We start from the raw sequence: 26510 nt of genomic DNA, 5'->3' as shown, positions 1-26510 counted from the left end.
GTACTAATTTAGGTTATTTTTTTTGAAAATTCCAAATTTCCCAAGCTTTTTCTGCTTGCTGTTCAAGCATGTAATATCCGTTCACTGTTTTAGCCCCTTTTTCTGATGCTTTAATGATGAACTGAGTATAGTTCGGGTTGTAGATAAGATCGATGATCAGGTGCTCAGAAGTGATTCCGTCAAAAGGGAATTCAAGACAGTCTTCAATATTGGGAAACGTTCCGACGGGAGTACACTGGATAATAATTCTATGATTGCGAACGGTTTCGTTGTCAAGGTTTTTAAAGTTGATATCAGAATTCCTGGAAATGGTAACCGATGGAATTCCATGTTTATCCATTACATATTTCACTGCTTTTGCAGCGCCTCCGTTTCCTAGTATTAAAGCTTTGTCCTGATAGGTTTTCTTATGAAGCAGAAGTGTTTTCTCAAAGCCAAAAGCATCAGTGTTATACCCGGTCTTTTTTCCGTCTCTGATCAAAACACAGTTTACTGCACCTATCTTTTCAGCTTCGTCACTAAGCCCGTCAAGGTAATCAATAATCTTTTCCTTGTAAGGGATCGTCACATTGAATCCTAAAAGTTCCGGATCGGTCAGGAGGTTTTCCACTTCATTGATTTCATTCAGATCAAAAATATCGTAGGTGAAGTCTTTCAGCATAAGCTTCTGAAACTTGTCTTCAAAGAATTTTTTGGAAAAGGAATAGGAAATATTCTTTCCTATGAGTCCTAGTTTTTTATTGGAATCCATAGATCAAAAATAAAAAAAAGACCGAATAAATCGGTCTTTGTTCTCAAATATTTTTTATGGTTTATTCTACGATGAATTTTGTAGAGAAACGGTCTGTTTTTAGGATATAATTTCCTTTGGTGATTCCTTTAAGGTTGATCTTATTGGAATTTTTGAAAGGGTTTGCGATTACTTCAATAAGTTTTCCTGAAAGATCATAGATTTCAGCTTTTACAATTGTGCTTAAGTTTTCACCTTTAACAAATAATTCATTGTTTTTTACAGGGTTAGGGTAGATCGCAAATTGAGATTTATCTTTTTTCACGTCTGAAGTTCCTAATGAATTGAAGCATGTCCAGCTTAGGTCATCGATAGCCACTCTGTTTGTTGTGATTGGGTTGACTATTTTAATGATGATATCACCACTTACGTTAATATTATCAATCATAATTGCAGCTGTGGGAGCGGTTGAAGAGTACGCTATTGTTCCTACGGTTACTCCATTGATCTGAACGTTCAGATTCCCTGAACTTCCACCAAATTTTAGTTGTGCTTTTACAGATAAGCTTTTAACTCCTCCAGAGATTGTAGAGCTCGTAAGGCTTCCGTCTCTGATTGTAATGGCTTTTCCTGAAATAGTCTGGTCAGTTCTTGCGTCTGTTGCAGTCCATGTGATGTTATTATTTGTCCATGTTCTGGTTGTATAGCCTGAGTCAGAAGCTGGGATGCTATCAAAGTTTTCAGTTCCACAGCTTGTGTTTCCGCCAGGTTGTCCTGCCAGAGTAGTTCCGTCTGCAGAATTACTTTGTGGAGAAGCGTTTCCTGAAGCATCTTTAGCAATCACATAGAATGTATAGGTCGTAGAAGGCGTCAGTCCCTGCACCGTTGCTGTAGTTCCTGAAACTGTTGTTTTTAATACTCCGTTTGCATATACATCATAAGCGATAACACCAATGTTATCTGTAGCAGCTGTCCAGCTTAAAGATATTGTATTGGAAGTTGGATTTTGAGTAATAAGGTTAGTCGCAGCAGTTGGAGCCTGAGTATCTACAACCTGTGTTCCCCAGATGAGCTCAACGAATTCCGGATGATCTATGAAAGGATTTTTGTTTTTCTGATATTCGTAAGTTGCGTTGTTTCTTGAAATTTCAGCAGGCGATACCGGATCTGTAGCATGCCACGCTCTTAATTGATTAAGCTCCCACGTTTGTAGTCCCGGGAATGCTGTTGTTCCCAGCATATCTCCTGTTCCATTGGCATTTGTAAAACTCGCAAGCTGAGATTGATATCTTGTTACAAAATAAAAAATCATTCTTGCCACATCACCTTTGAATTCATCAATGGGTTCAAATACAGTTCCTCCGTATCCTGCAGATGCCGAAGTTCCTAATTTTGATCCGTTTTGAGATGTGAATGACGGGCTAAGACCTACTTTTCCAAAAGGGTAATTAGATCTCATTCCATTTACTTTTCCGTCCGTTGCTCTGATGAAGTTGACATCCGCTACCATGGGCGAAGCCTCATTAAAGAGACTTTGAGGTACAATATGCTCTCTGTTATAACAGTTACCTTCAGCAGAATATTGTCCACATTGATTAGTGCCAATGGTATAAGTATAAGGATCCGAACCGGTTGGGTTTTCAGAATAAATATCTAGAACAGAGCCATCATTTTCGTAGAAGTAGTCACGATCGGTTGTTTGGTAGGCAGTCCATAAACCGTTATAGGCTTTAGCCTGATGGCCGTCGGTGATAATTTGGCTTAACTTGTTTTTTAAAGCTATGCCTGTCAAACCTGCCGTCCCGTCATAATAGGTTGGAGGTGCCTGTGCTGAAGTAAGAATAATTGCAGAACTCAGCAAAAAAAAGGATAAAATTCGTTTCATTTAAAAAAAATTGGGCCGTAAAGGTACAAAAAATCAAAAATGAAGTAGATTTTTTTTCAGAGTAAGTGTATTAACTTTTAGTAATATAGTCTTTGTTGATTTTGGAAAAGAACCATGAAATCATAATTCCGAAAAGGGAAGCGGTAAGTGCTACAATAACATAGTTTTTACCAACAATTTTTACAGGGAATGGTAACAATTCATTGGCTCTGAAGAATTCAGTGTAAAGTTGGAAATAGCAAAGGATGGTTCCGGCAATTAAACCGGCAATTACACCTGAAATTACAATAAGAATTCCGGTATAAAAATAAGTCATTCTTAAATGGCTTAGGGGAAAACCTAATGAAATAAGGGATCTGGATTGCTCTTTTTTATCAATTTGAAGGATAATAATGGCTCCGGCTAGGTTGAAGGTAGTAATGAAGATTACCAATGCAAAGATCAGGTAGATGAACATTTTTTCTGTATTGATCATCTTCCAGAAAGCCGCATTTTCTTCTTCCTTGGTTTTTATTTCTACGTTTTTACCCAAAGATGTAAGAAGGTTTTGCTTTACAGCATCTGCATTTTCAGGATTTTTTAATTTGATGACAATCTGATATGCGGATTTCTTTGGTAAGCTTAGAAGCTCCTCTGTAAGTTCTATAGGCGCAATAATATAACTGTCCAGTTGCTCTTTCCCTGGAAACACTCCAGTGACCAGAAAATCTCTTTTGTTATAAATATCTTCTTCCTTATTGATAATACCGGTTCCAGGCTTAGGCATGAAAACCGTAGCATAATTGCTTGTGGAATCTATCGGAATGGACAGCCTGTTGTGCAGATTGGTTTCCATCAATACTTCATTGGAGTATTTGAAACTTGGATACGTTCCGTAAAATACATCCTCGTTGATAGGGTTGACCTTTATATAAGCGGAGTCTACCCCTCTTATATAGGCAATATCGCCCTTTCCTTTATAGTTGACATACACTTTTTCCTCAATCACACGGGAAAAATTGCTGATGGCCTTATTGTTTTTTAGAATACCTATTACCTTGTCCAGATCTTTAACTGTTTTTCCTGAAGCACTTTTAAGGGTCAGGTCTGCGTGAAGATTGGAAATAAGGTCTTTGTTGAGAGTTTCCAGTCCTGAGAATACTGATATGATGACGAACATTGCAGTCACAGCAACCATCATAGCACCTGCCGAAAGCCACGTAATGAACGTCACGGCGGTACTGCCTTTTTTAGCCAAAAGGTATCTGGATGCTATGTAAAATGCAATATTCTTCAAGATCTTATAAAACCGGGTTGTCGCCTTCTCCTCTTAGTTCTTTCTCTAATTTTTCAACATCATCAAGAGCGGTGTCCAGGTAAAAATTAAGTTGAGGAATAATACGTACCTGTTTTCCCATTTTCTGACCAATAAAATTTCTGTATTGTGCTTTATTTTCTTCGATTTCCTTCATGACCGCAGTACGGAATTCCTGAGGGAAAATGCTCAGATAAATCTTGGCAACCCCAAGGTCTGCCGATACTTTTACGTCTGAAACGGATACCAATATACTCTGCTTGCTTTCTGAAGCCTGTTTGCGGAAAAGCTCTGCGAAGTCTTCCTGGATAATCTGTGCTACTTTTCTTTGTCTGTTACTTTCCATAAGTTATGCAAATTTAGTACTTTTGTTTGAATTGATACCTTTGAAATTCAGCTCGGGTATCAAATTTACGATTTAATTATATTTATTAGTATTTATGAAGCTAGAACATATTGGTATCGCGGTGAAATCTTTGGGAGTGTCTGATGACCTTTTTGCCAGATTATTAGGAAAAGAATCCTATAAAAAAGAACGTGTGGAAAGGGAAGGGGTAGTGACTTCTTTTTATGAGACTGGAGAAAGTAAAATAGAGCTTTTAGAAGCAAGTAATCCTGACAGCCCGATCTCAAAGTTTATCGATAAAAAGGGCGAAGGCATCCATCATCTGGCATTTGGCGTAGAAAATATCCTTGAAGAGATTGAAAGATTAAAAAAAGAAGGATTTCAGTTTATCTCCGAAGAACCGAAAGAAGGTGCTGATAACAAATTAGTTGTCTTCCTGCACCCGAAATCCACCAATGGGGTACTGGTAGAACTTTGTCAAGAAAAGCAATAAAAAGTTTTGTAGTGAAAGAAATTTTACTATTTTTGCAATCACAAAATTTAACCAAGTTTTGAGGTCCTATAGCTCAGTTGGTTAGAGCACCTGACTCATAATCAGGTGGTCCCTGGTTCGAGCCCAGGTGGGACCACTCTCGTAATCAAGCTTTTACATTAATTTGTAAAAGCTTTTTTATTTGTTTGACGAACATTTGACGAGCAAAGATTCTTTATTTTACCTTATAATTATTATGTTTTTTTTGTATTTTTAAAAATACAAAAGCATAATTTATGGACACAATTGCTTATTTAATTTTTTGCCTTTGGGCTATATTTACTATTGGTATTTCACTTTACAATCTTGGAAGAGTTTATTTCGCTCTTACACCGGTGATGATTTATTACACTTACAAGGAAGAATTGGTATGGTATGAAGGATTGAACAGCAATCGTGCAATTATCATAGTATTTTATTCTTCATTGTCTTTATTTATTGCTTTAACGTATGGTGTTTCGGTAATTAAAAATGATAGCTGGCTTAGTTTAATTGTAAATCTTTTTCTTAATATAATTATACAGGTTGGTTTAATGATGATTATTGAGAATAAAATGCCTCACAATCTTATCCAGACAATAAAGAATTTTTGTGATAAAAATTATGTCTACTATCCTCCAAGTGAAATTCAAGAGAATAAAAGTAATATAATTGAAAGGATTTTCGAAATGATTCAAAAGATCAATCAAACTATAATTGCTTCAGAAAATAAAATTGAAAAAGTACTTGAACAATCAATGTTAATTGAAATTCCCTTTAGACCAAAGGTAAATGAGAATATGTCTACTAGTGATATAATAAAACATTATAAAATATCACCGAAGTCAGCAAACGATGTCGGATTACTGAGAAATGGTAAAGAACCGAAAAACCCGATCATTTTTACTCGCTTACATTCGGGGAAAGTGAATAAGAAGATCATATTTCTGTTTTTTAAAGATAATTTTGAATTAATTGATTATCAAGATAAAAAATGGATTGCGGAACTATCTGTAATTCTTGAATTTATTAATAAGTATAGCACTTTTGAAACTCAAGACAAGGATTATTTGGAGCTTAATAATGATAAATTTGAGATGACAGCAGATATTTTGTCCAGATATAGAGATAAGATCTGATATTTAATTTTGTAGTAAAACAATTAGTTTCCTGATATAGACAAAGAATCATTGCAATAAAAATTGCAATGATTCTTTTTTTGCAATATAATAAGCTCCTAACAAATGTAGGCCTATTCTTATTTTGTTTTATTCGGGCTTGTTTTACAAAATTGCATTGAAGGGTTCACACTTGTATTGTGATACATTTATCAAAAATAAAATGTTATGGATTCGATTAAAAAAAGTAATTCATTAGAGGAGCAACTAATTTCTCTAGTAAAGGCACAAACAGAATTTACATCTAAAGCCTTGATGATTCTTTCTTTGGGTGTTAAAAATATATATTCCAAAGAAGAGGCTGCGCTTTTTTTAAACCTTGATCCGGACTATTTATATCAATTAAAGTTTCATAACAAAATAAAAGCATATAAGAAAAAAGGACAAAAAAAAATCTATTTCAAAAAAGAAGATTTAGAAAATTATGTTCTATCTGATGATTGTGATGAAGCAAATTGTATCGATTTTGAAAAAGAAATAATTGATAAATGGAAAAAATAATGATGGGAAAGAATATTAGGTTGTCAAAAAATAAGCAAGTAAAATTTAAAAATAAAAGCATTGTAACAAAAGCTATTATTCAAAACTGAAATATTATCAGCATTGATTTAAAAAACTTAAAACATTTAAAAAATCAGAAAATGAAAAGTATAGACCCTAAAACCCCGATTTGGAAGTTAACAGTAGAAGAATTTTTAGAAGTGTCAAAAAATCTTAATTCCGAAAAAAAATATGAATACGGGTTGAAAGGTCTTGCAAAGATCCTTGGATGTTCCATTTCGAAAGCATCAGAGATAAAATCTTTGGGAATATTGGATGAAGCCATTATCCAAAACGGAAATATCATCATCATCGATAAGGAAAAAGCTTTAGATCTTTTTGCGAAAAAATAGGATGTATTATCTTGAACTCATACATCGATTTTGGGGTTTTAACCAAGGGATACATCTTCGCCCCACTGCAATCGCAATGTACTTGTACCTCCTTAAAACGAGTTATGACAACGAACGTTATGATTTCAATATTTCAGATATTGTTATCAGTGAAGATTTGGGATTGACCAGACCAACAATAATATCTACAAAAGAGAAACTCAGGAGTTTAGGGTTGATCCACTATCAAACAAAAAACGGGTTCGCTTGTTATTACAGGTTAATATTGGACTATCCTTTAATTTCCGTATCCAAAAAAGTAAAGAAAGAAGTAGTTAATAAAGAGCAATTTGCTCAAAAAGCAGAAGAAATTGCAACTCATCCAAGAGTAGTTGATTCGATTCAAAACCTCACTAAAAATACTGATCAAGAAATTGAAGTAAAGTCAATACCATTTCAATCTGCAAAAGAGAAACGTAATAATGAAGACATACCTACGATGGAAGAGTTTATTAACTATGCGCAAACGTTGGATTCTTATGAAGTTAAAATGGATTTCAGCATTAAGGAGAAATATGAAACTTGGGCAAATAATAATTGGAAGAATAGCTCAGACCGTCAGATCACCAATTGGAAGTCTTCATTGAAAAGCACGTTGCCTTTTATGAAAAATAATATCAAAGATAAAAGCATTTCGTTGCAATCAATACCAAACATAAAGCGTCCAAAATCTTCAACAGACAAATACTAAAATATAGATAAAAACCTTCAATTAAATTCAATACAAAGTCAGAATTATGAAACTATCAGATTTAAAAACCGGACAAAAAGTAAGTATCAATGAGATGCTTGCTGAATATAAAGGCATTCAGAAAGTAAGAATCTCAAATTTTGGTAAAGTAGAAAAAAGAGTTTTCAAAGCCGATGGGATTAATATTTACAAATATTACAATCTTGCTGAAGGTACAAAAACGCTTAAAAGCGAAAAAATTGAATTGATGTAAAGTGTTCAAATCTGTACGAAAATAATCCTAAACAAACTTGAATAACGATTATGGCTTTTCCAGAGAAGGAGCTAAGACTCATCCGTAAGGAATTTGAAAATAAAGACGGGAAAACTCCTGACAGAATTAGATTAGGGAACCATTTTGTGGATGATTTCATATTTGAAGATCACGAAGCTGCGGATATCCCCATCAATGCATTGCGGGTAATCTTCAATATTGTTTCCATTATCAGTAATGAGCAGTTTCGTCCGGAAGACCGACCGAAGCAGCTCTCTTTGTTTGATGAAGAATTTGAGACCGATAACAATATTTTTGCTTCAATGAAAATAAGGAACAGTAAAATTTCTCCAAGCGGTTCGACAAAACAAGTTGTGGATGCCTATGAGTTTTTAACTAAATTCAAAATGAGCTGGTATAAATCTGTAAATTCTAAAGGCAAAGAAATTAAAACTTTTGGTGGACTGATTTCAATACCAAGTTATGAACAGAGAGGTTATACTACGTTTTTAATCAGCAGTTATTGGTTGAAAAAGCTGATGGTAATTCCTAAATACAATTATATGTTGTACAATTTGATATATAATATCAAGAATAACAAACACATTATTTTTGCCATCTGGCTTTCAAAACTTCCCGAAAACGGAGCTGCATTAAAGCTCTCAACCCTGAATAAGAAATTCGGTTTAAATTATAAAACCGCCAATGATTTTTGTTTCAAATTTTTGAAGTCTGCAAGAATAAGTTTAAATCAATACAACAGTTTGTCTTTCAATTATAAATACGAAGCCGATAACATTTTTATTCTTCCCTACTTCACTAAAGCGATCCAGGATTCCACTTTATCTCTGAATACAAAAGAACATTTGGAAATTACCTATCGCTTAGGGTATTTTAAAAAGAAATATCGAATACCAGAACAGGAGATGCTTCGGTTCTCTTTTCATTACAGAAATATTGTCCAAACGAGAGAACTGATCGAAATGTCTTACAAAGAATTTATCCGGAAAAACAGATCGAACAGAGTAAAATCTACAGAATTCCAGGGAAGTGCTTTTCTGAATGAAATTCAGGAAGTAATAATTGAATTTTACAGAAATACGAAAATGGGAAAATTATTGCCCAATGGTTATCCGGTTATAATCTAAATTCGGAAAAGCGCTCATTCCATTTCGGAAAAGCACTCATCTCTAATTCGGAAAAGCACTCATTGAAGTTAAATAAATGTTAAAATTAAAATTTCCACAAATGAGTTTTCGGAAAAGCACTCATTCCTTAATAAAAATAATTTCAAAAAGTGGATAAACATCAATAATTGTGGATAACAGCGACAAATGGTTGAAAAAAAATAATTCAATTCGGAAAAGCGCTCATTTCAAAACGGGTTAGTTTTCGGAAAAGCGCTCATTTCAATTTCGGAAAGACGCTCATCTTTAAGTCGGAAAAGCGCTCATTCCAAACTACCGTTAAATGACCTGCCATAGGGTGATACAACGAATCATTAAAAGTATATTAAAAAGTAATTAAAAAGTTTTTTTTTATTAAAAAGGAAATTGTGGATAAAAAAATTGCTTTAAAAAAGAAAAAAAATGAATTGCGAAAAAATAAAAAATAGAGTTTCGATTAAAAGTGTTTTAGAATCATTTAACTTTTTTCCTGTTAAAGAAAATAGTAAAACAGCATTTTATTTTGCGTTGGACAGAGAGGAGAAGGTTCCGAGTTTATCTGTAGATTTTGCAAAAAATAAGGCATTTGATTTCGGAACTGGAAAGATTTACGATGTGATCTCTATTGTTCAGCAGGTGAAAAAATGCGCCGTTCCTGAGGCTTTACAATATCTGAAAACTCTGGATTTTTCAGAGTGCATACTTAAATTAAAACCTGAAAAAACATCGCTGGCAATTTCTTATGAAATTACCAAAATTAGCGATATAGAACATCCTGCTTTAGTTGAATACCTTCATGACAGAAAGGTTACGGGGCAGAATCATTTGGTAAAAGAGGTTCATTATCGATTAAAAAGGAAAACCTTTTTTGGAATTGGCTTTAAAAATGATTCTGGAGGTTTTGAAGTGAGAAATAAATATTCGAAAATATGTCTTGGAAGGAAAGATATTACTCTTATTAAGAATAAAAACAATAGGAATAATGAAGTTTCTATTTTTGAAGGCTTTTTCGATTATCTGACATTCAGAAAGCTACAAAAAGAAGATTCAAATTCCGACTGTTTGATTTTAAATTCCACGTCAATGCTCTTCAAAGCTAAAGGAAGGCTAAAGGAGTACGATAAAATTTCACTTTTTCTGGACAATGATTCGAATGGTAAAAATACCAAAGAAATAATCAAAAAAGAGTATGAAAATATAGAAGATTGTTCTTTATTGTATGAAAATTTCAAAGATTTAAACGAGTGGTTTTGTAGTAGCTAATCAATCTAAAATGAACACTTGATTATAAGTTCGTATGTGACAAATTGGTCATATAACTGTTCTTCGGATCAGTAATTTTCAGTAGTAAACTCTTTTTGATATCTGTTGTCCTGAAGTCTCTTCTGTATCATAATTCCGTACCTGTCCTCTCAAAATCAATCAGCTCAATTTTCGGAATCATCATTTGCAGTATAAACTTCTTTCATTTTCCTATTAACCAGGTAATATGCAGATATTCTGTTTTCTCCTACCCATACAACATCTTTTTCAGTGATAAAGTAAGGAATCATGGCAGCGGAAACATTTACATCCTCCATTGTTAAGTTTATAGCATTGTACAGCTGCCAGTTGTTTTCCCTCCGAATCAGCAGATTCCTACCTCCGGTGAAATTACCATCTGCTGCTGTACATCCGTAATCAGGGAATATTTATCGGTCACCGCATTCCACAGATACAGCCTGTCAAAGCTATTTCCTCTTGCTTTATCCATTTTGTCCACCTGCTACGTATCCACCACATTCATCAGATAGAGTGGATTACCGATGGCAGTTTCTCCAAAATATCCACGGCGGGTCATTAGAACCTGCTTACGCTTACCGGTAGCCTACGGTAAGTTTAATAAAAAAATAGAGAGCAGATTTGCTCTCTAATTCTTTTAAGATGTTAAGATAGAATAAGACATAAAATATCTATATTCATTATAATCTCCTTATCTTCTGATTCTGTCCCAGATCTCATTCATTGCACCCTCAAGTGTACCTTGAGCACCAGTACTAGGATTCTGAGGATGACAATTACCTAATCCTCTTACTGATAATTTTTGTAATTCTAAATCTTGAGTTCCTACGCTTTTCTTGAATTGATCAAGAGTTAATCTTTTTTCCATTGTTTTGAAAATTTGTTGTTAAAAATTATTATTATATAAAAGTATAAAGCTATATATGTTATATAGATTTTTCCTTGTATTAAATTTTGTTGAAATAAATTAACAATTATTGCGAGTTGAGATTGATTCAGAACAAAAAGAACTAACAGTTAGAACTCTGTAATTTCCTATCTCTTTAACGTAAGCAGAAGTTGCTGTTTCTCTTGAATTGATTAAATTTAATTTCATCGATTTTCGTGTGTTATTTTGAGTTATAAAAATATTATAATTTTTTAATAGCAAAACAATTATTTAAACGTTTTTATATGCTCTGCATATTAAATCCCTTGTTAACCTCTTTAAATGATTCAAACGTAAATACATAAGGTTGATTAGATACATCAATAGAATTAATTAAAGAATTTTTCCTTTCATATATTTGATTAAAAGTATTTACAAATAATTCATACCAATCTTGTCCTTCCTCAGTAAATAAATTAGGTATAGTGAACATATTTATACCAGTTTCAAATCTTTTCATATTAAGAGAAAACCTTCCAATTACTTCTTCATTTTGTTTTCCTTGTAGAGCCTTTTCATTTATAACTATTTCTAAACAAGCATTAATAATTATAAAAGTAAATAGACCATGAAATCTAGAGTACAAATCTCCATGTTCATTTACATCTCCTGTTATTTCAGAAAACTTTGTATCAAATGGATAATTAAATAAATTAAATTTAGAGTTGTATGTTAGAGTATTAAATACAACATGTGCGCTTTCATGCAGTATATGGTCTAAAAAAAACACCTCATCATTTTCATTATGAGCATTAAGAAAGATCATATTATGAGCAAGAATATTTGCAAAAGAATTTGGCTCTCCATCAAAAATCATTATCTTTTTAATTGTCTTTTTTATTAAATCAAAATAGGTAGGAAAATATTCCTTTATTAGCTGGATTGCCTTATTAGCATGATCAATATGTTTTGTATATGTTTTTTCGATTTCTACATCGACTATTTCATCCTGAGCGTCAAAAAATATTTTTTTCAAAAGTGGGTGTTGGCACTTAACTATTTCAATATTTTCATCCAAAAAATGTATTGGTTCAAAGCTGTGAGAAACTTCTTTTCCTTCATGATCAATAATAAAAAACATATTATTTTTCCCCTCTAAAAACAGTTCTTTATTGGCTTCTTGTGTATGAAGATAACCAATTTGTGGAATATATATTGTCCCTGTATGATTAGAAAAGACTTGAATCTTTGATTTTGGATTTTTCTCATATCCAAAAATAATTGAATCTAGGTAACTGTTGTTTTCTTGCATAACATAAGCAAAAAGCAAAGGCTCAAGATATATTCTGTCATCTTCAAAATCAATTCTTTCAAAAATATTTTCATGTCTTTGATAAAGAAGCATTTTCAGAGAATCAATAACATTTCCCTGGCAATTGTCAAAATTTTTATAAAAATCCATAATTATCTTTCTTTAAAGTTTCGTACTAACGTGTATATAAACCTCTGTAATAATCTTATATCGTCTGTGATTATTTCAGCTTGCCCCATAAGATTATTAGGTGTAATTTTTTTATTGTAACTAGTAATAAGCCCTTTATTAAGTTCTATAATAACATAGTAAACATTTTCATTCGTTACATTGGTTACTTTTTTCACTTTTCCTTCCAATACACCATATTCTTCAAACGGATAGTTTAATAATTTGATGTTCACCTTTTGCCCTACTTTAACTTTACCTGCTCTTTCCATAGGCATTTTAGCCCTAGCAAAATATTTCCCCGTATCATTATTATTTGGAATAATAGAAAATAAGGTCTGTTCATTTTTAACATATTGGTCTTTTTGCCAAATATCAAAAAAATTGATTTTCCCATCTGTGGGCGCTTCTATGAGATATTTATTTTTCCATGTTAAAATTTGTGCTTTCAGCTCTTGTGCGGAATTTTCAAGATTTGTAGATAGTTCTATTTTTTGATTCTCTTTTTGTAGACTTAAATCAACATTTTCTTTCTTGATGATACTTTTATCACTTTCTAAATTTGAAATATTAGAGTTGTAGCTTTTATACTTATTTTCAGTTTGAAGCAATTCTATTTGACTTTTTTCAAACTCATTTTTAGAAATTACACCTTGCTCAAATAAGTCCCTATTTCTACTATACTCTTTTTTCTTTACCTCATACTCTTTACGAGCTATCTCTTTTTGATTATTAAACTCACCTTGAACATTATTTACTTTATTGATCCTATCTTGATTTGAGCTAATCCCTACAAGTTGGGGGTTGAAAGTATTGAAATATTTAAATTGATTCAAAGCCTTTATAAATTCATTATAATAAGATTGTACCTCTCCAAGCTTTAAGTTTAGCGGAGTGGGAATTGTCTTTATATCTGAATAATGATTTAGGAGAGAATCAATTTTTCTAATATCTGCTGTTTTAGCAGGATTCTCAATTATTGCAAGCCAACTGTCTTTTTTAACTTCGCCACCATCTAAAACATTAAGCTCATTAACTTTTCCATTCGTTCTGGAAACTAAATAAACAGGTGGATGCTGAGATGTAACTTCTACTTGGGTAGAAATTATATCAGGATATTTTATCATCCAAGAGATAAAAAATAAAACGGCAATAAAAATAAAAAATATTGAGTTACCCCAAGTAACAATCCAAGAAGGTGTTTTTTCAAGAATTTCTCTGGAGTAATCACTATGCTCCTCTAATAAATCTATCTTCTTTTTCATCAATTTGAAAGTTCTAGTTGGTTTTTAACTAACTCAAAATATGCACCTTTAATACTAACTAAATATTCGTGATTTCCTTGTTCTACAACCTTACCCCTACTTAAAACAACAATATTATCAGCATTTTTAACCGTACTTAGCCTGTGAGCAATAACTACTACTGTTTTGCCATTAAAAAAATCATTTAAATTATCCAGTATTGTTTTCTCATTATTTGCATCTAATGCACTCGTTGCTTCATCAAAAAATAAGAACTCAGGATCTTTATAAACTGCTCTTGCTATTAATGTTCTTTGCACTTGACCTCCGCTTAATGACATACCAGTAGATCCAGCAGATCCAATTACAGTGTTGTATCCAGTCGGCAAATTTTCAATCATTTCTTCAATATTTGCGATTCTAACAGCATTTGCAAGTTTTTCTTTATTTAAAGGTGCCTCTGAACCAGACTCAGTAATGTTTCTAGAAATCGTATCGGAAAATATATATCCATCTTGCATTACGACACCGCATAGATTCCTCCATTTCTTCGTATCTATAATTGAAAGGTCTAATCCTCCTAACTTAATTTTCCCTTCTGTTGGTGTATATAGTTTTAATAGTAATTTTAAAAGAGTTGTTTTACCACTTCCACTTTCACCAACAATTGCAGTTATTTTTCCTTGAGGAATTGTCAAATTGATATCATCTAGAATTACCTGAGATCCTTTTCCACCATATTGAAAAGAGAGATTTTCGAGTTCAATATTATGATTCTTAGGAATATCATGGCTGAATTCTTGTTTCTCATATTCATCTTCAATATCTTTTACTTCGTTGATTCTAGCGAGACTCATTTTAGCATCTTGTGCATCTCTAAAAAACTGAATAATTGAAAGAAGAGGATTATTTAATTGTCCAATAATATATTGGATAGCCAGCATCATTCCCAATGTCATATCTCCCTTTATTACGGCATATGCAGCAGTAAAAGATATTAGTATATTCTTAATTTCATTTATTGAGCCTGCTCCAATAAATTGAACTTGGGATAATTTAAGAGATTGTATTGAGTTTTTCAACAATCTTATTTGCATTTCTTCCCAACCCCATCTTCTTCTTTTTTCAGAACCATTAATTTTGATTTCTCTGATACCATTTATTATCTGTAACAAACTACTTGAATTACCAGAAGATTCATCAAATCTTCTATGATCTAACTCTGCCCTTTTTTTAATAAAAAATAAGATCCAAAGGAAATAAAGGGTAGCTCCAACAAAGAAAATTGCAAAAATAGTTTTATTATAATATAAAAGAATACCCATGAAAATGAGCATATTAAAAAAAGAGAAAAGGGTTAATGGTGATGTTGTTAAAAATCTCTCTAGCCTATCTGAGTCTTGTAATCTTTGTAAAATATCTCCTGGCCGTTTTGCATCGAAATATTTTATAGGAAGTTTCATTAGCTTGATTAAAAATTCCGTTGCTATCTTTAAATTTATTCTGGAACCAATATATAACAGAAGCCAACTTTGAATAAAATTGATAAATGCTTGTGAAAAAAACAGTGTAAGCTGTGCGATTAAAACTAAACTTACAAAGCTCAATTCTCTATAGTTAATACCTTTATCTACAACAGATTGAGTTAAGAAAGGAAGTATTAGCTGAATAATACTCACAATAGTAAGACCAACTATAATTTGGAAAGTATATTTTTTGTAAGGCTTTACATATGGAAGTAAAGAAGAGAATCCAATATCTTTTTTATGTTCTTCCTCTATATTATGGAACTCAGACGAAGGTTCAAAGATAATAACTAACCCCTCGTTTGTATCATTAAGATACTTAGTGTTTTGCCAAGCCTCATTAAATTTCTGTTCAGTATAAGTAATTAGGCCATATTCCGGATCAGCAACATAAATTTTATTCTTCTCTATTTTGTAAACAATAACAAAATGCCTTTGTCTCCAATGTACAATACAAGGTAGGGGGGCTTGATTTTTTAAAGTTTCAAAATTAATACTTGCAACTACCGATTGAAAACCTATTTTTTCTGCGGCTTCTGTCATTCCCATAACAGAAATCCCATCTTGCGTAATATTGCATAATTCCCTTAAATATTCAGATGAATATATTTTCCCATAAAATTTCGCCAACATTTTTAAACAAGTAGGTCCACAATCTGTTCTATCATATTGTTTGAAAAAAGGAAATTTTTTTTCTCTAAATTGCATTTGAGTTTTTTAATTTTGCCACAAATATACAAATAGATGATACAAATAGAAGAAATATCTAAAATAGGTCTTGGAACTTATAGAATGTCTAGTGATAACGAAAGATATATAGAAGTAATAAAGTATGCCATTGATTCGGGAATAAATTTAATTGATACTGCTGTAGGGTATGGATATGGAAAATCTGAATTACTAATAGGGCAGAGTACTGATCCAGAAACAAGAAGCTCTATTTTTATTGTGTCTAAAACAGGATATTCAAATAAAGAAGAAATTGCGGAATTCAATCAAAAAGATCCTAATTTAATAGCACTAGACGAAAATACTTTGTTTTCTAATTCTCCAGACTTTATCTCCTTTCAATTAGAAAAGTCTTTAAAAAGATTAAATACAAATTATATTGATTGTTATTTACTACATAACCCTGAATATTATTGTGAGAAGAATTTTTCTACTGAAGAATTGGAAAGGATAATTTTTAATTCTTTTAAATTATTAGAAGAGAAAATAAATGAAGGTAAATTAAGGTACTATGGTATAAGTTCAAATGATTTTTCAAAAATTCCTTTAAAAGCAATAATAAATAGTATAGCTGATTTTCCAAATTTTAAGTTTCTTCAATTCCCTTATAACATAGTTGAAAGAAACACCTCGTTTTTTTTTGACAATAAAAATAATATTACTATTAGTGAGTTAAAAAACATGGGCTTTTATATTTTCACAAATCGTCCGCTTAATACAATGTTAAATGGTAAATTATTAAGATTGGCGGATACTGATATAAATGATGTAAAACCCCTTGAATATGAAGAAGAGTTATTATTCAATGAATTATTACAAAAAATACAAAATTCCTTATCTAAAATGGGTGAAGATCCTAAAATAGAAGAATATTATCCAATACAATTCTTTGTAGAAAACAGAAAAAATATGCCAGATATATCAACAATTAATTTGGCTATCAATGATTATTTATATCCTTTTTTATCAGCAATTAATTTAGTGGATGAAAGTATACTTAATATTGTAAATAATCTTAAAAATTACTGGCATGTTTTTTCTCTATATGATAATCAGGAAAGATTGAATGATTTGAAAGACACTCTTGGTAACCAGGGAATAATAGATAAAAATTATAAGGGCAATTTTTCTTCATATTTAGCAGGATTATATCTTGGGAATTCTGGAATAAATTCAGTTTTAATGGGATTAAGAGAAAAGAAGTATGTGGATAGCATAAAAAATTTACTGTAATATTTTTGTTGAAATAATGAGAAAAGGGATCATATTATGAAATGAATGGAGTAATAAACAATATAAAAATCCATATTTAACCCTTACAAATCCTCCGACAAATGAAGATATTAGTTTAGGGAGTGTAATTATGGGAGCTAATAATAAAGTATCTAAAGTAAATTCATAATTTGAAATATGCATTAATGCGAATAAAACTGAAAAAAAATAAAAAATTACATTAAAATTATTTCTATATAATTTTACTAAACTATTAGAGTATTTCACACAAAGTAAATAACAGGTAATTCCAACTAAGATTGAAGCAGCAATTCTAAGAAAAAAAAAGTTTTCTATATCAAAGTGATCTTTTAAGGTAAAGAAATAATTAATTGTATAAAAAGACAATACACTAATAGATAAGGATAAATTGATCTTAGAATAACGTAGGGGTAACCTAAAAGCAATTTCTTCTATTAACGGGATAAATAAACATGCTAATAGAAAAAGAGTAAAATTATAGTCATCTATACTTTCATGCGCCTTTGATGGTTTATTGGTTATGTAAGTAATGATTATTGTAAGTATTAGCGTAATTGGAAAACTGACAATAAACAAAAGAAGAGTTCTATACATATTTCTATACATAGAACTGTTCTCTTCTTTATCTTTGTTAGGCTTATATATAAATTTTAAAAGCTCAATAAAAACCGATGTTTCAGCATTAGGCATGTAGGAATTCTATTTGATATTTACTGTTTTTTCAAGTTCATCAAATGGAATTATAGTTTTTACTCCGTAGTCTGAAACTGGCCAAGATTGAACAACCGTTTTTACATCAAGATTAAAATCTTTTATTGCTTTATATAAACCTTCTTGCCTTGTTCCTGCTTTCTCCAGTTGTCCATTTTTACTAATCCATACAAGGTCGTCCTGAAATAAAAGTTTTTCCTTTGGAAAATAATAAACTTGATAATCAACTGTATGATCAGACTTTTTTCCGATATAATAAATTTCCATTTTGTAATTTCCGTCTGAAATTTCTAACTTATTTTTTAGCTCTATAGCCTTTATTTTTTTTGGTTCAATTTGTAAACGATCGGGATTAATAGTACGAGGGGCGTTTACAATATAATCTATATATTCTTTGTTGAACTGGTTATAAATAATGTTAGCTTCTTTATGCACAAATGATCTTATTCCTCCAATATAATGAGGATGGAAATGACCAAAAGCAAAATATTTTATTGGTTTATTGGGAGCTATTTTTTTGACTTCATTAATAATAATTTCTCCATTTTCTGAACTAATTGGAGCTTCCGCTACAAGCATAAAATCTTTAAACTCTACTACTAATACCCTGTCATCCGTATGCTTTAATTCTAAAAAATAAATATTCTCATTATACTTTTCTAATTTTGTTTCAGCTTTTAATTTGCCATCCTCTTTGAAAGTGAAATTTTCTGGAGATGGCAATAAATTAGGAACTTTTGCATCTATTGATAATTTTGAAATTCTAACTTCGTCTAGTAATTTTCCGTTTATTTTTTCAATAGAAATGTTTTTGGGATAATATATTTTATCGTCAACATAATCTTTATAATTAAATACAGACAATACATCTCCAAACAATTCATCATCTCCAACAACTGTTACTTTGTTAAGCAGGTAGTCTTTTTTATTAATAAATAACTTTACAATATTTTTGTTAATTACCGCCTTATATACAGCAAATTCTTTATTTGCATTTTTTTTATCAATTTTTACTTTTAGTTCTTTAAAGTAATTTAGCAAAAAGATTGGTGAATATTTAGCAGAAAGATAGTATTGCTCATACATATCTTCCTTGGTAACAGAAGATAATTTGTTTTCACCATAATTCATAAACAATAATTTATCTTTACTCAATTGAATACCTGAATTGTAGTCTTTATTATCTTTAGAATATTTGTCAATCTTATTATATGTATCCTGGCCAATCCACACTTTTCCTTGTATGTTATAATTTGTCTGGTCCCAAGGATTAAAATCATGCTCTAATGCATTATAACTTTCTGAATAGTTAATATTTAAAATATTGTTTTCTAAAGGACTTACTTGTTTTGTCCAACAATTCATCAGGTAATCGGTTTTTTGAGCATTAAAATAGATTGATAGTAATAGGAATAGTATCCAAGCGCTTTTTCTCCAAAATATATTAAATTTCAATGCTTTAATAGGATTCATCATTTGTTTTAGTTGAATTAAGTTTTTCTAAAAGAATATATATCAAATTTATTTAAAAATTTAATATACAATTATAAGTAAAATTTTCCAACGCAACTTTCTCCTATTTTCTGAAATTGTAGAAGATAATTAAAGAATAAATTTATTATGCATTTAGAAGTTCATTTAATCCATATTGGTCAAATAATAGTTTCCCTATTTCAAGTCTTGACCACCCTTCTTTTAATTTATAAGTAAATAACAATTTATTACTATCTAAAAAACATTCTAAGTGAAGTAATAAGGCATTCTCATTTTCAGTTAAATGATCTTCGATAAGATTTAAATGTGTGGAAAAAATAAAGAGGGAGTTTTTAAATTTTGATAAGCCATTTATTGTATTTACAGTAATCTGCGCAGCATCATTGATATTTGTACCGCTAAAAATCTCATCAAAAACAACGAAACAGTTTTTAGATTTTAATTCTAATAAAACACTTTTTACATTTATGATTTCCTGAGCAAAATGACTATAACCTTCTTTGAGGTTATCATTAATTGAAAAATACAGGAAAATACTGTCATAAAAAGGGATATTACAGTATTCGGCAGGAACAGCAATTCCCAGGTGAGCAAGTAGAACAATAATACTAATCGACTTCATTGTAGTAGATTTCCCGGACATATTAGCTCCAGTAAAAACAATAATAGCTTTATTCTTTACATCTAATGTATTATTAACAGCATTGGTAAGGTCTAAATGGTAGAAATTTTCAATTGTAAAAGTATTTTCAGAATTAAACTGAGGAAATACCAAATTGTTCAACTTAATTCCCTTCGCAATACTGGAATACACATCAAACATGTAAAAAAAATCCCAGAATAAGTCAAAATTTCCCCTATCAATTTCGGGTGCAATTTTGACTAAGATGTTCTTTCTTTGTTTAAAATTAAGTTCTGTGCTATAAAACTCATTGATGGACAGTGAGTCGATGAACACAATCATTTTTTCAATTTCATAAGAATATTCTAGGCAAGTTTCTTTCTTTTGGAAATTTCTCAGTAACAATCCGAAATGATAAAAGAAGTCTATTAACAACGAAATATTAGTATTTATTTCTTTAAAATATTCACGGTATTTAATGCTAGTAAAGTAACTATATTGGGTGACATCTATTTCATCCAAAAATTTTTGAATTGCTGAAACTCTATTTTCCTTGATTTCATAACTATTAATAATTTGAAAATTATCCAGAAATAGTTTCAGTTTTTGTTGAACATATATTGTCTGTTTTTTGTTATAAGATTTTTGATTGAAAAATGAAATTAAATATTGCTTAGATTTTCTTGTCTGAGTGAAATTAAAATGGTTTATTATTTCAGCAATATTTTCCATGATTCATTTATGTTGAATTTATATGTAAAACTAGGTAATTAAATCTTAAACATGTTTTAAAAAAATCCTAAAATTATATTTTTTGCCTTTTTATAGTCATCTATTTTCTAATCTCATCGGCTGAACCAAACGTTTTTTTATAAAGGCTCCTCTGTTAATTAGGTCTAGGAATCGTTTGTTGCTGACTCTTTGCTATAAATTTTATCAATATAAACTTCTTGCATAAAACTTTTCAGGTCTTAATTCAATATAAAGATCCGAAAAAGACTTATTCCTTTTCAATTTCCGAGAGATATATCTTATTGAAATGATGAGTATACGGGTCTATCATAGATTTTCCCTGTTTATATAATTCTATTGCCTGTTTTCTACTTTTTTCAGCCTGTTGTATATTATCCTGTACCTTGTAGATTTTAGAGATATAGTAGAGGTTTTCGGCAAGAGGGTGTATCTCAGCTTGCTTTTGAAATGCTGCCATTGAATGGTAATAATCCTTTAGCTCAAAATAGGTAACTCCTAACTGGTAATAGTCAAACCAACCCGGAGGATAATCTTTCTGGGAGAGCTGACGGTTGATAATCTCAATGGCTCGATCCTTTTCCCCCAAGGCACTGTAACAGATCGCTTTTGCTATTTGCAGATGATAATCCCCGTTGACGGAATACCCGATATCCTTTACCAATGTTTCCAACTCCTGAAAATCGGCAATAGCCCCTTTGTAATCCTTAAAGAACTGATACCTGCACCATCCCCGGTAGCCGAGGTTATCTACTTTATTATAGTTAACAGCTTTGTCCATTAGAATCTTCCAGTTGAGAAAATCCCCACTTTTTAAATAGGCTACAGATTTTTCCTTGTATGCATAAGCAAAATAAGGACAGACTTCAATAGCCTTATCATAAGCCTGCTGAAATTCACGGCTGAACTGATAATATTTTTCATCAATACCTTTAACCATTTCGCAGGCTTTATACTGAAGCGTATCCCCATAATATTTGAAGGCTTTACAGTTTGGCTGTGCATTCAGTTTTGAGAAAAGTAAGGCAGTTATAACGAGAAGAGTATATTTCATATTAAGGCATTATCTCAAGTAAGTTTCCGTTTTCGATCTTAAAGATCAGATATTGGTAATAATCCACATCACGCCCCTTGAATTTTCTGGGAATCCATCCATTCAGGTTTTTAGAGATCTGCATCAATTGACCTGTTACCTTGCTGCTAAAAGTTTTGGAATTATAATTCCAATCCATTCCCATCATTCTGAAACGGTCGGTTTCTCCTTTACAATTGACAACAAAGCGTATTCTTACTAGTCCAGTTTCGCCAGGGATATTCTGATTTTGATATTGATTGAAAAATATCTTTTCAATCTCTGCCTTTTCACCATTATACTGTAAACCATTTGTATAGTTAAAATACTGAATGATGTAGTTTCTAAAACAAAGGTGGAAATCTTTTTTGTCAGTATCAGGGTTAAACTCTATATCCCCAATATTGGGGGGATATTCAGTATTTATTTTTTCAGCCTGACAACTAAACAGGGCTGGGAATATCAGAATAACAAACAGAAATGTTTTTGTTTTCATTAGTGAGATTCAAGTGTTTTAATAAAATCTTCGATCAGTCGGTCAGTTTTTCTATCGTAAATCTATACTGCATTTTCATACATCTGACCTTCTTCTGTAAGCTGGGGAATTTTTCTTTGCCATATTCCTTTTTACTGTAAAGATCTTTAAAATTGGCTTCCTGTGACAATCGCAAAATAAAATACATTAAAAATAAAATAATATTGATTTTTTTTTCGTCCCTTCATTTAGTTTATCTGCTAATCTAATAAAAAAGAAACTAAAACAATATCATAGAAGAAAAAATAATTTTTAGGTATGAATAAGTATCACCTAATTTTAGGTAAATCCTGCAAAATGGAAAGAAAATAAAGATAACAAAAAAGGAAAATGAAATATTTGATGAAGCATCGTCTTGATTTAAAGCCTGTCGATCTTCTGTAGCTGTTTGAGAGGTACAGCATAGCACATAAGGCTCTCTCGCTCTCTCGGCATGTCAAAGAAATTCAGATGCAAATTTGGACTGCTATGTGATATTTACCACCTGTATGTTATCACATTCTATTATGTATCGACTAGAGATATTTTTGATCTTATAAAGTTTCGTGTTAAATTATTGGATTATATAATTTACATAAAAATTTCCGATTAATGAAATTATCTACTGAATTAGGAGATGAATATCCTACTTACTTAAAAAAATTTACAGGTCATTATCAAACCTGCATAAATTACATACAGGTCACATCTAAACCTGTATAAAATAAATACAGCCTATTATTTTTCCATAGCAATTATTAAATCTAAAAAATAGTTACAGGTTATTATCAAACCTGTATAAATTAAATACAGGTTATTCCGTACCTGTATAAAAAAGTGACAGGTCATTGTCTTAACCTGTAAAAAATCAATCTAGGTTTGAGTTTTTTCCTTCGAAAACTCACAATCTATTTTTATTTCATAGGCAATAATTATTAGTAGATACAATAAAAACTGATTACTAGCGTATTGTATTTTTTAAGCTTCTTTTCAGACCTCCAAAAAAATTAACGGACTTTATTGGCAAGATGTGTCTTTGTACCCACAAATTTTGGCAAATTTCCGAGTACAAAGACGATCTTGCCTTTTCTGCAAAAAGGAGAAAAAACGGCGGAACTTGTTTTTTTATGTTAGGTGAGATTTAAGTTAAGATTCCAAACTAATCCAATTTATTCTTTTTTAATCTTTATAGATTCTAGACTCATCCAGAGTATTCTTAATTAGCCCAACTCCCATCAAAACTATTGTTTTAGAGGTTTTTATGATACAACTTTGCCGTAGAAATTTTATCAAAAAATGAAAAAATCATTTAACATTTTAATATTTGTTTTTACAATTGTCGTTAAAGCTCAGGTTGGAGTTAATACGCAGACACCCTCAGCAACTTTGGATATTGTCGGCAAACCAGATCTGCCCAATCACTTTGATGGCATAATTCCCCCAAGAATTACAGGTGATCAACTTGCAAATAAAACTTATTCAGTATTGCAAAAAGGTGCCATTGTTTACGTGACTCAACCTGCATCAAATCTTTTGGGTCAAGTCATTCATATTGTTGAAGAAGGGTACTACTATTTCAATGGTATGTTTTGGAATCAGATGTTTAAGGAGCCTACTTATTACGATGCTCTTATCGTATTGGACGAAACACTTTCTGCAAATACTATTTCTGAACAATCCTCGTGGAACACATACCTTCCTTTTCCTACAAATCCTCGTCAGCATACATTATCTACAAAGATATATAGATTAGGAACATCAGGTCTAGGAATAACCGGGCAAATCGATGCGAGGCGAATAGGAACAATTGGCTATTTAGATGTCAGTATAATTTGTTCAACACCTATCACTTCAAACTACGTAATACTGAATCTTTCAAAACCATTACGGGATTTAGGTTTTATGTCGGATGGCAGTGTGGGGTCACTGAACAACATTTTAGTAAGTGGGAACTCAAATGGAATTAGTTCAGGAGTAGAGCAGGGCATTATTTCATTAACGAACGTTGATTTCAATCTACTTCTTTGGAAAAATCAAATCGAAAAATTTACCGGTACCATAAAGGGCATGACCACTTTTCCGATTAATTATCTGAATGTAATTGAATGATAAATAAGACGGATATTAAGAAGAAACATTACATTAAAATAAGGATTTCCATCATCCAAAAAGAAAAGTGGAAAAAAGCCTGTTCAGAAAAAAAAATCTCTTTAACAAGTCTAATTGTTAATTCTGTTGAAAATAGGTTTATGGACAACGAGAGAAGAAAAGTATTAGCGTTCATAGAAAAGCAGGATAACATCTTCGGAAAGATTGAAAATAATATCAATCAGGTTGCAAAAATAGCAAATGGTCAAAAATTTATCAGCGAAAATGAACTCAGAAATTTTTCGGATAAGTTATCAGAGATCATAATTCTGAAAAAAGAACAGAATGAAATCTTTATAAAAATCTATGCAGAGCTATCAAGATGATTGTTAAGATCATGGATCCGGCAGGTCCCAGTTTTCCAGGAGTTCATTATAACGATAAGAAAATTGACAAAGGAACCGGAGAATTAATGCTGATAAAAAATTTTCCTTCCTTCATTAACGAATCAAGCAGCAAGGAAGAAGTAAGAAACTATTTGAGAGCTATTTCGATTGGGAACAAGAAAGTATTAAAGCCTCAATTTCATGCGATGATCTCTACGAAATTTCAAGGACATTCGAAAGATGAGCTGACTAAGATCGCTGAGAATTTTATGGATGAAATGAAATATGGAGCGCAGCCTTTTATTGTAGTTTTTCATAGTGACACCGATAATAATCACGCTCATATAGTTACTACAAGAGTCGATAAGCAGACAGGGAAAAAGATCAATGACAGTTATGAAAGGCTTAAAGCCCAAAAAGCTTTAAGCGTTACAATGGATAAATTGTACGGACAAAAACCTGAAGAGGAATTAAACAAATTATTTGGTTACAAAATCGGTTCAATTAGTCAGTTAGAAACTTTACTCAACAGAAATGGTTATAAGATAGGCAAAAACACAGATGATATAAATTCTTTTAACATTTTAAAAAACGGAGTAATACAGCAAACACTTTCAGGAAATCAGATTGTTTTTGATAACAGTAAAAATGATAAAAGGGCAAAGCAGATCAAAGCCATATTAAGCAAATACAAAGAATTGTATTCCAACAAGGTTTTCAAAGTGGAAGATAACCGGCTAAAAGATTCAATGCTCCCAAAAAAGAAGACTAAAGACGGAGAAAGTCCTTCAAAAGTGAAAATCGATTTTGAAAGTGAACTTCAAAAAAAGTTGAGAGATGTTTTCGGGATAGATATCGTGTTTCATCATAAAGAAGGTAATAAGCCTTTCGGTTACACTGCGATAGACTATAAAACACAGAAAGTCTATAAGGGAAGTGATCTGCTAAAAATGAACGAAGTATTTGACTTCACTTCTGACACACTGGATAAGAAGACTTTTGAAATCCTGAAAGATTATAACATTCCGAATGAGGAATCAAAAAAAATATTACTGAATTTTTTAAATAAAAAATATCCGGAATTAGAGATTAAGGATTTTATGCTGTTCGAAAACCGGGGCAAAAAAGATTTGGAAACCTACCGAAAAGTTCAGATTGAAGTCAAGGATTTCATCAGAAATGCAAACCGAAATAATGATAAAAATATTTCAATAACCAAGGGTGAAGATGGAAAAACATATGCGGTTCATACACGATTCCATTACATAGGAGAGCTTCAATCATTAATTGGAGAAAAGGAATATCAAAAATTTCTGAACCCAATTCAAGCGAGTGAAATCCGAGCAGAAAATAATGAAAGTAAAGAAAAAACAGAATTAACTAAAGCGGTAAATGAAATGTTATTTGAATTGATGAAAAGTTCCGGAACTGCAAAAGACCCGGCTGAAAATGAACTCAAAAAGCGACGAAAAAAAAGGAGATAAAGTTTACGGTTGTCGATTGAT

General features: G+C 31.4%; 27 protein-coding genes and 1 tRNA gene. 13 read left to right on the top strand and 15 right to left on the bottom strand.

Annotated features, from left to right (window positions below; genetic code table 11):
- Positions 1 to 13: 13 nt before the first annotated feature.
- The 4 genes from EG346_RS02365 to rbfA form a co-directional block, all read right to left on the bottom strand.
- Complete coding sequence (locus tag EG346_RS02365) at positions 14 to 751, bottom strand: shikimate dehydrogenase family protein (protein ID WP_073331922.1); 738 nt, start codon at positions 749 to 751, stop codon at positions 14 to 16.
- Between the two features lie 61 nt (positions 752 to 812).
- Positions 813 to 2615: an endonuclease gene (locus EG346_RS02360; RefSeq protein WP_123876890.1), complete on the bottom strand. Its 1803-nt coding sequence runs from the start codon at positions 2613 to 2615 to the stop codon at positions 813 to 815.
- A gap of 70 nt (positions 2616 to 2685) precedes the next feature.
- Positions 2686 to 3891 carry an ABC transporter permease gene (locus EG346_RS02355; protein WP_073331917.1) on the bottom strand — a complete coding sequence of 402 codons (1206 nt, stop codon included), beginning with the start codon at positions 3889 to 3891 and terminating at the stop codon, positions 2686 to 2688.
- A 4-nt stretch (positions 3892 to 3895) separates the two neighbouring features.
- Complete coding sequence (gene rbfA / locus EG346_RS02350; RefSeq protein ID WP_073331915.1) at positions 3896 to 4255, bottom strand: 30S ribosome-binding factor RbfA; 360 nt, start codon at positions 4253 to 4255, stop codon at positions 3896 to 3898.
- A gap of 94 nt (positions 4256 to 4349) precedes the next feature.
- On the opposite strand from rbfA, the gene mce reads away from it, so the two are divergent.
- From mce to EG346_RS02305, 9 genes are all read left to right on the top strand, one after another.
- The gene (gene mce / locus EG346_RS02345; protein ID WP_123876889.1) at positions 4350 to 4748 is read left to right on the top strand and encodes a methylmalonyl-CoA epimerase; all 399 of its coding nucleotides are present in this window, start codon (positions 4350 to 4352) and stop codon (positions 4746 to 4748) included.
- A 62-nt stretch (positions 4749 to 4810) separates the two neighbouring features.
- A tRNA-Ile gene (locus EG346_RS02340) sits at positions 4811 to 4884 on the top strand.
- A 139-nt stretch (positions 4885 to 5023) separates the two neighbouring features.
- Positions 5024 to 5905, top strand: coding sequence for a hypothetical protein (locus EG346_RS02335; RefSeq protein ID WP_123876888.1), 882 nt, complete (start codon positions 5024 to 5026; stop codon positions 5903 to 5905).
- 207 nt (positions 5906 to 6112) lie between these two features.
- Positions 6113 to 6445: a helix-turn-helix domain-containing protein gene (locus EG346_RS02330; RefSeq protein WP_123876887.1), complete on the top strand. Its 333-nt coding sequence runs from the start codon at positions 6113 to 6115 to the stop codon at positions 6443 to 6445.
- A 140-nt stretch (positions 6446 to 6585) separates the two neighbouring features.
- Positions 6586 to 6837, top strand: coding sequence for a DUF3853 family protein (locus EG346_RS02325; protein ID WP_123876886.1), 252 nt, complete (start codon positions 6586 to 6588; stop codon positions 6835 to 6837).
- A gap of 1 nt (position 6838) precedes the next feature.
- Positions 6839 to 7567 carry a helix-turn-helix domain-containing protein gene (locus EG346_RS02320; protein WP_123876885.1) on the top strand — a complete coding sequence of 243 codons (729 nt, stop codon included), beginning with the start codon at positions 6839 to 6841 and terminating at the stop codon, positions 7565 to 7567.
- A gap of 46 nt (positions 7568 to 7613) precedes the next feature.
- A complete protein-coding gene (locus EG346_RS02315) occupies positions 7614 to 7820 on the top strand; it encodes a hypothetical protein (RefSeq protein WP_123876884.1) in 207 nt (68 codons plus the stop codon).
- A 50-nt stretch (positions 7821 to 7870) separates the two neighbouring features.
- On the top strand, positions 7871 to 8968 hold the full coding sequence (locus EG346_RS02310) for a hypothetical protein (RefSeq protein ID WP_123876883.1): 1098 nt from the start codon (positions 7871 to 7873) through the stop codon (positions 8966 to 8968).
- A 441-nt stretch (positions 8969 to 9409) separates the two neighbouring features.
- The gene (locus EG346_RS02305) at positions 9410 to 10249 is read left to right on the top strand and encodes a DUF8464 domain-containing protein (protein WP_123876882.1); all 840 of its coding nucleotides are present in this window, start codon (positions 9410 to 9412) and stop codon (positions 10247 to 10249) included.
- A gap of 164 nt (positions 10250 to 10413) precedes the next feature.
- On the opposite strand, the gene EG346_RS24700 is transcribed toward EG346_RS02305, so the two are convergent.
- The 6 genes from EG346_RS24700 to EG346_RS02290 form a co-directional block, all read right to left on the bottom strand.
- Positions 10414 to 10566 (bottom strand): hypothetical protein, encoded by a 153-nt coding sequence (locus EG346_RS24700; protein WP_164466306.1) that lies wholly within the window; start codon positions 10564 to 10566, stop codon positions 10414 to 10416.
- A 47-nt stretch (positions 10567 to 10613) separates the two neighbouring features.
- Positions 10614 to 10739 carry a hypothetical protein gene (locus tag EG346_RS25285; protein ID WP_262511630.1) on the bottom strand — a complete coding sequence of 42 codons (126 nt, stop codon included), beginning with the start codon at positions 10737 to 10739 and terminating at the stop codon, positions 10614 to 10616.
- A gap of 219 nt (positions 10740 to 10958) precedes the next feature.
- Entirely contained in the window at positions 10959 to 11135 is a 177-nt protein-coding gene (locus EG346_RS24695) for a hypothetical protein (protein ID WP_164466304.1), read from the bottom strand.
- A 301-nt stretch (positions 11136 to 11436) separates the two neighbouring features.
- On the bottom strand, positions 11437 to 12597 hold the full coding sequence (locus EG346_RS02300; RefSeq protein WP_123876881.1) for a hypothetical protein: 1161 nt from the start codon (positions 12595 to 12597) through the stop codon (positions 11437 to 11439).
- A 2-nt stretch (positions 12598 to 12599) separates the two neighbouring features.
- Positions 12600 to 13880 (bottom strand): HlyD family secretion protein, encoded by a 1281-nt coding sequence (locus EG346_RS02295; RefSeq protein ID WP_123876880.1) that lies wholly within the window; start codon positions 13878 to 13880, stop codon positions 12600 to 12602.
- Positions 13880 to 16093, bottom strand: a complete 2214-nt coding sequence (locus EG346_RS02290; protein ID WP_123876879.1) for a peptidase domain-containing ABC transporter — start codon at positions 16091 to 16093, stop codon at positions 13880 to 13882. The genes EG346_RS02295 and EG346_RS02290 overlap by 1 nt, the downstream gene beginning before the upstream one ends.
- A gap of 36 nt (positions 16094 to 16129) precedes the next feature.
- On the opposite strand from EG346_RS02290, the gene EG346_RS02285 reads away from it, so the two are divergent.
- On the top strand, positions 16130 to 17347 hold the full coding sequence (locus tag EG346_RS02285; RefSeq protein WP_123876878.1) for an aldo/keto reductase: 1218 nt from the start codon (positions 16130 to 16132) through the stop codon (positions 17345 to 17347).
- On the opposite strand, the gene EG346_RS02280 is transcribed toward EG346_RS02285, so the two are convergent.
- From EG346_RS02280 to EG346_RS02260, 5 genes are all read right to left on the bottom strand, one after another.
- Positions 17339 to 18058: a CPBP family glutamic-type intramembrane protease gene (locus EG346_RS02280; RefSeq protein ID WP_123876877.1), complete on the bottom strand. Its 720-nt coding sequence runs from the start codon at positions 18056 to 18058 to the stop codon at positions 17339 to 17341. The genes EG346_RS02285 and EG346_RS02280 overlap by 9 nt on opposite strands.
- A 9-nt stretch (positions 18059 to 18067) precedes the next feature.
- Positions 18068 to 19555: an MBL fold metallo-hydrolase gene (locus EG346_RS02275; RefSeq protein ID WP_123876876.1), complete on the bottom strand. Its 1488-nt coding sequence runs from the start codon at positions 19553 to 19555 to the stop codon at positions 18068 to 18070.
- Positions 19556 to 19697: 142 nt separating this feature from the next.
- Positions 19698 to 20927: a MutS-related protein gene (locus tag EG346_RS02270; RefSeq protein ID WP_123876875.1), complete on the bottom strand. Its 1230-nt coding sequence runs from the start codon at positions 20925 to 20927 to the stop codon at positions 19698 to 19700.
- Positions 20928 to 21195: 268 nt separating this feature from the next.
- A complete protein-coding gene (locus tag EG346_RS02265; RefSeq protein ID WP_123876874.1) occupies positions 21196 to 21999 on the bottom strand; it encodes a tetratricopeptide repeat protein in 804 nt (267 codons plus the stop codon).
- A gap of 1 nt (position 22000) precedes the next feature.
- Positions 22001 to 22513, bottom strand: a complete 513-nt coding sequence (locus EG346_RS02260) for a hypothetical protein (RefSeq protein WP_181876107.1) — start codon at positions 22511 to 22513, stop codon at positions 22001 to 22003.
- Positions 22514 to 23827: 1314 nt separating this feature from the next.
- On the opposite strand from EG346_RS02260, the gene EG346_RS02255 reads away from it, so the two are divergent.
- Genes EG346_RS02255 through EG346_RS02245 form a run of 3 tightly spaced genes read left to right on the top strand, consistent with a single transcriptional unit; the run spans position 23828 to position 26489 of the window.
- Positions 23828 to 24640 carry a phage tail-like protein gene (locus EG346_RS02255; RefSeq protein WP_123876873.1) on the top strand — a complete coding sequence of 271 codons (813 nt, stop codon included), beginning with the start codon at positions 23828 to 23830 and terminating at the stop codon, positions 24638 to 24640.
- On the top strand, positions 24637 to 25005 hold the full coding sequence (locus tag EG346_RS02250; RefSeq protein ID WP_181876106.1) for a hypothetical protein: 369 nt from the start codon (positions 24637 to 24639) through the stop codon (positions 25003 to 25005). The genes EG346_RS02255 and EG346_RS02250 overlap by 4 nt, the downstream gene beginning before the upstream one ends.
- Positions 25002 to 26489, top strand: a complete 1488-nt coding sequence (locus EG346_RS02245; RefSeq protein WP_123876872.1) for a relaxase/mobilization nuclease domain-containing protein — start codon at positions 25002 to 25004, stop codon at positions 26487 to 26489. The genes EG346_RS02250 and EG346_RS02245 overlap by 4 nt, the downstream gene beginning before the upstream one ends.
- Positions 26490 to 26510: the final 21 nt, after the last annotated feature.

Source organism: Chryseobacterium carnipullorum, assembly GCF_003815695.1.
GTDB lineage: Bacteria > Bacteroidota > Bacteroidia > Flavobacteriales > Weeksellaceae > Chryseobacterium > Chryseobacterium carnipullorum.
Note: the sequence above shows the minus strand (reverse complement) of the source record. Positions and strands in the feature narration are given on the sequence as shown.

What these genes read in the sequence shown, in the direction of transcription:
- EG346_RS02365 (WP_073331922.1), bottom strand. Translation starts at nt 751, where the DNA reads ATGGATTCCAATAAAAAACTAGGACTCATAGGAAAGAATATTTCCTAT.
- EG346_RS02360 (WP_123876890.1), bottom strand. Translation starts at nt 2,615, where the DNA reads ATGAAACGAATTTTATCCTTTTTTTTGCTGAGTTCTGCAATTATTCTT.
- rbfA (WP_073331915.1), bottom strand. Translation starts at nt 4,255, where the DNA reads ATGGAAAGTAACAGACAAAGAAAAGTAGCACAGATTATCCAGGAAGAC.
- mce (WP_123876889.1), top strand. Translation starts at nt 4,350, where the DNA reads ATGAAGCTAGAACATATTGGTATCGCGGTGAAATCTTTGGGAGTGTCT.
- EG346_RS02335 (WP_123876888.1), top strand. Translation starts at nt 5,024, where the DNA reads ATGGACACAATTGCTTATTTAATTTTTTGCCTTTGGGCTATATTTACT.
- EG346_RS02330 (WP_123876887.1), top strand. Translation starts at nt 6,113, where the DNA reads ATGGATTCGATTAAAAAAAGTAATTCATTAGAGGAGCAACTAATTTCT.
- EG346_RS02325 (WP_123876886.1), top strand. Translation starts at nt 6,586, where the DNA reads ATGAAAAGTATAGACCCTAAAACCCCGATTTGGAAGTTAACAGTAGAA.
- EG346_RS02320 (WP_123876885.1), top strand. Translation starts at nt 6,839, where the DNA reads ATGTATTATCTTGAACTCATACATCGATTTTGGGGTTTTAACCAAGGG.
- EG346_RS02315 (WP_123876884.1), top strand. Translation starts at nt 7,614, where the DNA reads ATGAAACTATCAGATTTAAAAACCGGACAAAAAGTAAGTATCAATGAG.
- EG346_RS02310 (WP_123876883.1), top strand. Translation starts at nt 7,871, where the DNA reads ATGGCTTTTCCAGAGAAGGAGCTAAGACTCATCCGTAAGGAATTTGAA.
- EG346_RS02305 (WP_123876882.1), top strand. Translation starts at nt 9,410, where the DNA reads ATGAATTGCGAAAAAATAAAAAATAGAGTTTCGATTAAAAGTGTTTTA.
- EG346_RS24700 (WP_164466306.1), bottom strand. Translation starts at nt 10,566, where the DNA reads ATGGAGGATGTAAATGTTTCCGCTGCCATGATTCCTTACTTTATCACT.
- EG346_RS25285 (WP_262511630.1), bottom strand. Translation starts at nt 10,739, where the DNA reads ATGGATAAAGCAAGAGGAAATAGCTTTGACAGGCTGTATCTGTGGAAT.
- EG346_RS24695 (WP_164466304.1), bottom strand. Translation starts at nt 11,135, where the DNA reads ATGGAAAAAAGATTAACTCTTGATCAATTCAAGAAAAGCGTAGGAACT.
- EG346_RS02300 (WP_123876881.1), bottom strand. Translation starts at nt 12,597, where the DNA reads ATGGATTTTTATAAAAATTTTGACAATTGCCAGGGAAATGTTATTGAT.
- EG346_RS02295 (WP_123876880.1), bottom strand. Translation starts at nt 13,880, where the DNA reads ATGAAAAAGAAGATAGATTTATTAGAGGAGCATAGTGATTACTCCAGA.
- EG346_RS02290 (WP_123876879.1), bottom strand. Translation starts at nt 16,093, where the DNA reads ATGCAATTTAGAGAAAAAAAATTTCCTTTTTTCAAACAATATGATAGA.
- EG346_RS02285 (WP_123876878.1), top strand. Translation starts at nt 16,130, where the DNA reads ATGATACAAATAGAAGAAATATCTAAAATAGGTCTTGGAACTTATAGA.
- EG346_RS02280 (WP_123876877.1), bottom strand. Translation starts at nt 18,058, where the DNA reads ATGCCTAATGCTGAAACATCGGTTTTTATTGAGCTTTTAAAATTTATA.
- EG346_RS02275 (WP_123876876.1), bottom strand. Translation starts at nt 19,555, where the DNA reads ATGATGAATCCTATTAAAGCATTGAAATTTAATATATTTTGGAGAAAA.
- EG346_RS02270 (WP_123876875.1), bottom strand. Translation starts at nt 20,927, where the DNA reads ATGGAAAATATTGCTGAAATAATAAACCATTTTAATTTCACTCAGACA.
- EG346_RS02265 (WP_123876874.1), bottom strand. Translation starts at nt 21,999, where the DNA reads ATGAAATATACTCTTCTCGTTATAACTGCCTTACTTTTCTCAAAACTG.
- EG346_RS02260 (WP_181876107.1), bottom strand. Translation starts at nt 22,513, where the DNA reads ATGAAAACAAAAACATTTCTGTTTGTTATTCTGATATTCCCAGCCCTG.
- EG346_RS02255 (WP_123876873.1), top strand. Translation starts at nt 23,828, where the DNA reads ATGAAAAAATCATTTAACATTTTAATATTTGTTTTTACAATTGTCGTT.
- EG346_RS02250 (WP_181876106.1), top strand. Translation starts at nt 24,637, where the DNA reads ATGATAAATAAGACGGATATTAAGAAGAAACATTACATTAAAATAAGG.
- EG346_RS02245 (WP_123876872.1), top strand. Translation starts at nt 25,002, where the DNA reads ATGATTGTTAAGATCATGGATCCGGCAGGTCCCAGTTTTCCAGGAGTT.